The following is a 7764-nucleotide window of genomic DNA, read 5'->3' as shown; positions in this document are numbered from 1 at the left end:
AGCTATTGCATTTAGTTCATTTTTGTACGGTTATGAACTAAAGTACATTTGGGCATAATTTACATCACAGCTATAAATTCCATCTTTACAAATAGTAGAATTCCAAAGATCGCTGTTATCTTTACCTTGTCTAAAAACGGTATATAATATTTGCTATATAAATAACCCAAATTATGATATTATTATACGAAATAGATTTATATGGAGTTTGATGATAAAAATAATATAATCATCTACCAAGATGATAATGGTGTGCCCAAAGTCAATGTACGGTTTGCTGATACCGATGTGTGGCTCACGCAACAACTTCAGGTAGCGACACGCTTCAGGCGTTGGGCAACCGAACGATTACATGAATACATTCAAAAGGTATTTGCAATAGATGATGAATGCAACTTCCTAAAAACAATACTGACTAAAATTGCTTCAGTCCCTCCAATGCCTCACCAACCACACCAAATCCCTTACCGTCTCTTGAATCCTCCACCACAGTACTTTCAGCCTTGGAGGTCGGTGCATCGGCAAATACAGTCTCCACAAACCACTTTCCAGATCGAGAATAAAATACACTTTCCCGCGGCACATCACATACAGAAAATCACCTTTCACAAAGGTACTGAACACAGAATCCAGCGGTATTTTACATCCGCATTTTTCTTCCGGAAAGTCTTTACAGGGAGGTTCCAGCTTGATGCTGGCATAGTCGGAGTCGAGCGTAAAACCATATTTTATACTTAATGGGTAGAGCACTTCCCATATCTCGTGTTTCCTCTGTTCTACCATGCAGTGGATGGCCTCTGTTATCATTTCATCCTTCGGGGTATTCATGTCTTCTTCGGATTTTAAATATTTAAAATCGCCCTCATCCCCCTTATACAAAAAGAAGTCGGACGTATAGTTCATATTTATCCAAGGAGAGGTACTGGTATACCCACAGAACCAATAAATACGCTTGCACGCCCGACCCTATATGGTCTGCGTGAAACATCTTTATTGAAGTTCTGTTTCTTGACTTAAATAAAATTACCAGTTTTCTCCTTGTCAAAAATAGCTTCAACATGCCGCATTTCTCTTCGGCTAATGCAAAGATAGATGAATTGCAGTGAATAGCCAAAAGAAGAATGCTTTTTTATTGAATCAGGATATCCCCCCAAAAAAGTAGTCAGTGCCCCAAACACCCGTTATAAAAGTACATCCGCGAAGGTCATAGTACTCCGAGGCAGGCACAGCCTAACGATGCCGTGAACAAATGGGAGTAAATCAAAAGAATCATGCACAACGATTGACTGATTTCCAGTAGAAAAAGACAGTCGGAAGCAGTAGTCTGAAAGCTAAATTTGAAGAAGAAATAAAAAAAATATCATTTTTTGCTTGCATATAAGAGAAAAGTATTACTTTTGCCACGAATTAAGAATCAAAAAGAAAACGAAAGTATGAATTTGTTTACTTATGCATATTACTTCTTTTTTTACTTTTACTTTAGCCAGAAAGTAGAGCGGGAGTTTGTATGTGTCAAGTGACAGTGATGCTTAAGAACTGAATAGAGAACTAAAGTAATATACTTAATCCCGCTCCATTGTATGGAAGCGGGATTTTTTTTTAAAGAAACAGTATGAAAAGAATAGCCATTCAAGGAACATTAGGGTCGTATCACGACATTGCCGCACACAAGTACTTCGAAGGAGAAGAAATAGAGTTAATCTGTTGCGCTACTTTTGAGGATGTGTTTGCAGCCGTGAAGAAAGACAGCAAGACCATAGGAATGTTGGCGATAGAGAATACCATTGCAGGCAGCCTGTTGCACAACAATGAGTTGCTGCGGCAGAGCGGCACACAAATCATAGGCGAATACAAACTACGCATTTCACACAGCTTTGTCTGCCTGCCCGACGAGGACTGGAACGATCTGACGGAAGTCAACTCCCACCCTATCGCACTGATGCAATGCCGCGAGTTCCTTGCCCAGCACCCGAAAATGAAAGTAGTGGAAGCGGAAGATACTGCCCTCAGCGCCGAAATCATCAAGCGGGAAAACCTGAAAGGACACGCCGCCATCTGCTCCAAAGCTGCTGCCGAGCGTTACGGCATGAAGGTGTTGCAGGAAGGCATCGAAACAAACAAGCACAACTTCACCCGTTTTCTGGTAGTTGCCGATCCTTGGCAAGTAGACGAAATACGCCGCCATCCACACCCGGAAACCAACAAGGCAAGCATGGTATTCACACTGCCCCACACGGAAGGGAGCCTCTCGCAAGTACTGTCCATTCTTTCGTTCTACAGCATCAATCTGACCAAGATACAGTCGCTGCCCATCATCGGACGGGAATGGGAATACCAATTTTACGTAGACGTTGTTTTCGACAACCTACTGAGATATAAACAATCCATCGCGGCCATCACACCGCTAACCAAAGAACTTAAAATATTAGGCGAATATGCAGACGGAAAATCAAACATCTAAGATCAAGCCCGCCGACCGGTTGGCCAGCGTGAGCGAATACTACTTCTCCAAGAAGTTGAAAGAGGTGGCACAAATGAATGCCGAAGGAAAAGACGTAATCAGCCTCGGAATCGGCAGCCCTGATATGCCTCCCTCGGAAGCAACCATACAAACCCTGTGTCGCGAAGCACAAAACCCTGACGGACACGGTTATATGCCTTATGTCGGCATCCCCGAACTTCGCCGCAGCTTTGCCGCCTGGTATAAGAAATGGTACGGTGTGGAGCTGAATCCTAATACTGAGATACAGCCGCTCATCGGCTCGAAAGAAGGTATCCTGCACGTCACACTGGCCTTCGTCAATCCGGGCGAACAGGTGTTGGTTCCCAATCCGGGTTATCCCACTTATACCTCATTGAGCAAGATACTGGGCGCGGAAGTCATCAACTACAACTTGAAAGAGGAAAACGGCTGGATGCCCGACTTCAACGAACTGGAAAAGATGGACATGAGCCGCGTAAAGCTGATGTGGACCAACTATCCGAACATGCCGACCGGAGCTAACGCCACCCCGGAACTCTATGCAAAGCTGGTGGACTTTGCACGCCGCAAGGACATCGTGATTGTAAACGACAACCCGTACAGCTTCATCCTGAACGACCACCCTCTCAGCATCCTCAGTGTGCCGGGCGCCAAAGAGTGTTGCATCGAGTTCAACTCCATGAGCAAGAGCCACAATATGCCGGGCTGGCGTATCGGTATGCTGGCAAGCAACGCCGACTTTGTGCAATGGATACTGAAAGTGAAGAGCAACATCGACAGCGGCATGTTCCGCGCCATGCAACTGGCAGCCGCCAACGCCTTGGAAGCCGAACAGGAATGGTACGACGGAAACAACAAGAACTACCGCAACCGCCGCCATCTGGCAGGGGAAATCATGCATGCACTGGGATGTACATACGATGAAAAACAGGTAGGTATGTTCCTCTGGGGAAAAATTCCCGATAGCTGCGCCGACGTTGAAGAACTGACTGAAAAGGTGTTGCACAACGCACGCGTGTTCATCACACCGGGATTTATCTTCGGAAGTAACGGAAAACGGTATATCCGCATCTCGCTTTGCTGCAAAGACCATAAATTGGAAGAGGCATTGAAGCGCATCAGGGAGATGAAGTAATATATTCACAGGAGATACAGAGAAATATCAATACAATAAAAATATAATTGAACAAAAATAAAAGAATATGGAACTTGAATTAGAATCGATTTTGCTGCCGGGTATTGAGGACAAACGCCCCATGATAATTGCAGGTCCTTGCAGCGCCGAGACAGAAGAACAAGTAATGTGCACAGCCAAGCAACTGGCCGAAAAAGGAACGAAGATATTCCGCGCCGGAATCTGGAAACCACGTACCAAACCGGGTGGTTTCGAAGGTGTGGGCGTAGACGGTCTGGCATGGCTAAAAGAGGTAAAGAAAGAAACCGGTATGTACGTAGCTACCGAAGTAGCTACTTCAAAGCATGTATACGAGTGTCTGAAAGCAGGTATCGATATCCTTTGGATTGGCGCACGCACCACTGCCAACCCGTTTGCCATGCAGGAAATTGCCGATGCACTGAAGGGTGTGGATATTCCTGTGTTTGTGAAGAACCCGGTAAACCCGGATCTGGAACTCTGGATCGGCGCATTGGAGCGTATCAACAATGCCGGACTGAAACGTCTGGCAGCCATCCACCGCGGTTTCAGCAGTTACGACAAGAAGTTGTACCGCAATCTGCCGCAATGGCATATCCCCATCGAGTTGCGTCGTCGCATCCCGAACCTGCCGATCATCTGCGATCCCAGCCACATCGGTGGTAAGCGCGAACTCATCGCACCGCTTTGTCAGCAGGCTATGGACCTCGGTTTCAACGGTCTGATTATCGAAAGCCACTGCAACCCCGACTGTGCATGGAGCGATGCTTCGCAGCAAGTGACTCCGGACGTACTGGATTACATCCTGAACCTACTCGTCATCCGTAAAGAGACACAGACCACGGAAAATCTCAGTGAACTGCGCAAGCAGATTGACGAGTGCGACAACAACCTGATGCAGGAACTTGCCAAGCGTATGCGTGTGGCACGTGAAATCGGTACGTTCAAGAAAGAACACGATATGACGATCCTGCAAACGGGACGTTACAATGAAATTCTGGACAAACGCGGTTCACAAGGTGTGCTTCTGGGCGTAGATTCGGAATTTATCAAGAAGGTATTCGAGCTGATACACGAGGAGAGTGTGAGGCAACAAATGGAAATAATTAATAAGTGACAAGCTACAGGCTACCAGTAGCTGCGCCATCATATCGCAGGATACTCGTAGCTTGTTGCTCGTAACTTGTAGCTAATAACACTAAATTTATGCGTATTTTAATACTCGGAGCCGGCAAGATGGGCTCTTTCTTTACAGATATTCTAAGTTTCCAACATGAAACGGCAGTGTTCGACGTGAATCCGCACCAGTTGCGTTTTGTCTATAACACGTATCGTTTCACCACGTTGGAAGAGATAAAGGACTTCGAACCGGAGTTGGTAATCAATGCCGCCACGGTAAAGTATACATTGGATGCATTCCGCAAGGTGCTGCCTGTGCTGCCCAAGGATTGTATCATCAGTGATATCGCCTCGGTGAAGACGGGATTGAAGAAATTCTATGAGGAAAGTGGTTTCCGTTATGTATCGTCGCATCCGATGTTTGGCCCTACGTTTGCCAGCCTCAGCAATCTGAGCAGCGAGAATGCTATCATCATCAGTGAAGGTGACCACCTGGGAAAAATTTTCTTCAAGGACCTTTACCAGACGCTCCGCCTCAATATCTTCGAATATACTTTCGACGAGCATGATGAGACAGTAGCTTATTCTCTGTCTATTCCTTTTGTCTCTACGTTTGTTTTTGCAGCGGTGATGAAGCATCAGGAAGCTCCAGGTACTACGTTCAAGAAGCACATGGCTATTGCCAAGGGTTTGCTGAGTGAGGATGATTATTTGCTTCAGGAAATTCTCTTCAACCCGCGCACTCCCTCACAAGTGGAAAATATTCGTTTGGAACTGAAGAACTTGCTGGAAATTATCAGTACGAAGGATGCGGAAGGAATGAAGCAGTATCTGACGAAGATTAGGGAAAAGATAAAATAGATAGGTGAGATTAAGGGATTGAAGAGAGGAGGGGGACGAAAAAGGAAATGGGGCTTCTCTCTTCAATTTGTTAATAAAGAGAGGTGATGATATTTAGGATTAGGTAGAGGCATACTTATTTCTAAAATTATTGAAAATAGTCAAATATTGGCAGGAATGATATGAAATTCTCGTATACTACTCTATTTGAATTATTGTAAATGACTCTGTGTTTGTTTTGCTAGAACCATATTGTAACTGACTTCTATTTAAGTAGAACCATTGGAAACAGTGCATAGTATTCCGTGAGAAGTGCCCCGTCGTTGTGGTCTGCTTTCATTTAAGTATCTTTGAACCATAGGAAACAGTGCTGATGTGTTTGAGATAGAATACACCAAGGTTGTGATTTGCTTTCATTTTAGTATCTTTGAACCATAGGGAACAGCAACCATCCTTTCCGGAACACAAGCTGCGACGTTGTGATTTGCTTTCATTTTAGTATCTTTGAACCATAGGGAACAGCGCGCTCTATTGTTTGAATATCTGTTTTGCAGTTGTGATTTGCTTTCATTTTAGTATCTTTGAACCATAGGGAACAGCACGACCTACGTTACATACTGATATCCAATTGGTTACAAACCATTTTTGAATTACAAAAACAATACTGTTTTTAATTAAAAAATCCCGCATTTAAGCGGGATTTCTTTTTCTAGAAAAGCTCTAATTGCTGGCCGGGAGTATTTATGTCCAAAGATCTTTTCCCATAAAACAACTCTATATTTCCAAATTGCTTATCTGTAATACACATAATTCCAACCTGTCCATGCTCCGGCAAGAAAGATTTAACTCTTTTTATATGAGCTTCTGCATTCTCACTACTAGCACAATGACGAACATAAATAGAAAACTGAAACATAGTAAAGCCATCTTTCTGCAGATTCTTTTTAAAATCTACATATGCCTTCTTATCCTTCTTTGTTTCAGTAGGTAAATCAAATAATACAAGTACCCACATAATACGATATTCACTAAATCGGTTCATCTCACATTTCCGGATATATTATTCTACGTAGTTCACCACTAAAGCATTTATACAGAGATGCAGTAGTCTGCCCCACCGCAACCATTAAAGGACTACGTTTACCAGAGATAACAACTTCTAGTGTAGGAATAGTAAGTAACTGAGCTTTTAAACCTTTCGTCAGTTCATCACAATTTATCTCCTCCTGCAATATCTTATAGACTAACTCATCAACATAGGGCCGATATGGCTCCATAATATCATCAGCCAAACAATAAGCATTATATCTATTATGATGATGTATTCCTAATGTAGGTAAAAGTCCACTGGCAACTAATCCACGTGCAACTACAGCTCTTAAAATCGCATATCCATAATTTAACAGATTATTAGGCGGAATCCCTTCCCTGTCTCTTGTAAACCCTTCTATTTTAAACAAATTTTTCCAATAATAGGCAGCTGCACGTGCTTCCAGATTATCAGAATCTCCACTTTTCACATCAGCAGCCCATATAGCCATACACTTTACTTCTTCACCTGCACATTTTTTCAATACAGCTGCTTGATTTTCAATCTTTATTCTTATAGTCTGTTGCCACAACTGCTTTGTCAAAGGAAGAGAAGCATCCAACTGTTGACGAAACCGTTCATTTTGTGTCGTGTTTCCATATAAAGGAAGCATTAATCCAACCGGCATACTCTTACTGTCGCAAGTTATAATAGCACAATTGTTTTCAAGTAACGCTTCTAATACTCCTGAAGTAATAGTTATCTGCTTATTATCCAGTACTACTACACCAAGATCCTCTATTGGTTTAGTTACCTCTGATTGTTGTTTAAAGCCGTCAGGTAGGGTGTCGTTTTTCACAACCTCCGGCAATTTGATTACCAACTGTGCATTCCTCAAAGATAAATAAACAGGATTACCGAAATAAAGCGTTTTTTTAATCATAGTATTCTACTTTTCAAATTGTCTACTACTCACTATCCGCTTCAAAAGACAATTGGAGCGGTTTTTCTCCCTTTTTCTAAATTTGCTAAGAAGTTTCGAAAAAATATATTGCTTCTTCCTAACTCCTTCTCTGCTTGCTCATGAGCTACTCCAGCTACAATACCTTTGTTGTTTTTCTTCATTCCACGCGGAACGGG

The 7764-nt window shown here is 43.1% G+C and carries 8 protein-coding genes and 1 pseudogene; 5 read left to right on the top strand and 4 right to left on the bottom strand.

The window, feature by feature from the left end:
• Positions 1–201 precede the first annotated feature (201 nt).
• Positions 202–390 (top strand): annotated as a pseudogene (locus BWI44_RS19870) (virulence RhuM family protein); the annotation flags it as partial.
• Positions 391–426: 36 nt separating this feature from the next.
• On the opposite strand, the gene BWI44_RS19865 reads toward BWI44_RS19870, so the two are convergent.
• Positions 427–828, bottom strand: a complete 402-nt coding sequence (locus BWI44_RS19865; protein ID WP_225663099.1) for a hypothetical protein — start codon at positions 826–828, stop codon at positions 427–429.
• Between the two features lie 784 nt (positions 829–1612).
• On the opposite strand from BWI44_RS19865, the gene BWI44_RS19860 reads away from it, so the two are divergent.
• The 4 genes from BWI44_RS19860 to BWI44_RS19845 all read left to right on the top strand — a co-directional run bounded on the left by BWI44_RS19860 (position 1613) and on the right by BWI44_RS19845 (position 5615).
• Positions 1613–2461 (top strand): prephenate dehydratase, encoded by an 849-nt coding sequence (locus tag BWI44_RS19860; protein WP_007210092.1) that lies wholly within the window; start codon positions 1613–1615, stop codon positions 2459–2461.
• Positions 2436–3617, top strand: coding sequence for a pyridoxal phosphate-dependent aminotransferase (locus BWI44_RS19855; RefSeq protein ID WP_007659734.1), 1182 nt, complete (start codon positions 2436–2438; stop codon positions 3615–3617). The genes BWI44_RS19860 and BWI44_RS19855 overlap by 26 nt, the downstream gene beginning before the upstream one ends.
• Before the next feature lie 67 nt (positions 3618–3684).
• Positions 3685–4752 carry a bifunctional 3-deoxy-7-phosphoheptulonate synthase/chorismate mutase type II gene (locus tag BWI44_RS19850; protein WP_117693849.1) on the top strand — a complete coding sequence of 356 codons (1068 nt, stop codon included), beginning with the start codon at positions 3685–3687 and terminating at the stop codon, positions 4750–4752.
• Between the two features lie 89 nt (positions 4753–4841).
• Complete coding sequence (locus BWI44_RS19845; RefSeq protein ID WP_007659729.1) at positions 4842–5615, top strand: prephenate dehydrogenase/arogenate dehydrogenase family protein; 774 nt, start codon at positions 4842–4844, stop codon at positions 5613–5615.
• A 688-nt stretch (positions 5616–6303) separates the two neighbouring features.
• Here BWI44_RS19845 and cas2 read toward each other — a convergent pair.
• Genes cas2 through BWI44_RS19830 form a run of 3 tightly spaced genes read right to left on the bottom strand, consistent with a single transcriptional unit; the run spans position 6304 to position 7749 of the window.
• Positions 6304–6636 (bottom strand): CRISPR-associated endonuclease Cas2, encoded by a 333-nt coding sequence (cas2, locus tag BWI44_RS19840; protein WP_118217172.1) that lies wholly within the window; start codon positions 6634–6636, stop codon positions 6304–6306.
• A gap of 1 nt (position 6637) precedes the next feature.
• The gene (gene cas1 / locus BWI44_RS19835) at positions 6638–7567 is read right to left on the bottom strand and encodes a type II CRISPR-associated endonuclease Cas1 (RefSeq protein ID WP_195208466.1); all 930 of its coding nucleotides are present in this window, start codon (positions 7565–7567) and stop codon (positions 6638–6640) included.
• 41 nt (positions 7568–7608) lie between these two features.
• Positions 7609–7749, bottom strand: coding sequence for a hypothetical protein (locus BWI44_RS19830; protein WP_153877588.1), 141 nt, complete (start codon positions 7747–7749; stop codon positions 7609–7611).
• Positions 7750–7764: the final 15 nt, after the last annotated feature.

The sequence above is a fragment of the Bacteroides sp. Phil13 genome (genome assembly GCF_001940965.1).
Lineage (GTDB): Bacteria > Bacteroidota > Bacteroidia > Bacteroidales > Bacteroidaceae > Bacteroides > Bacteroides intestinalis.
Note: the sequence above shows the minus strand (reverse complement) of the source record. Positions and strands in the feature narration are given on the sequence as shown.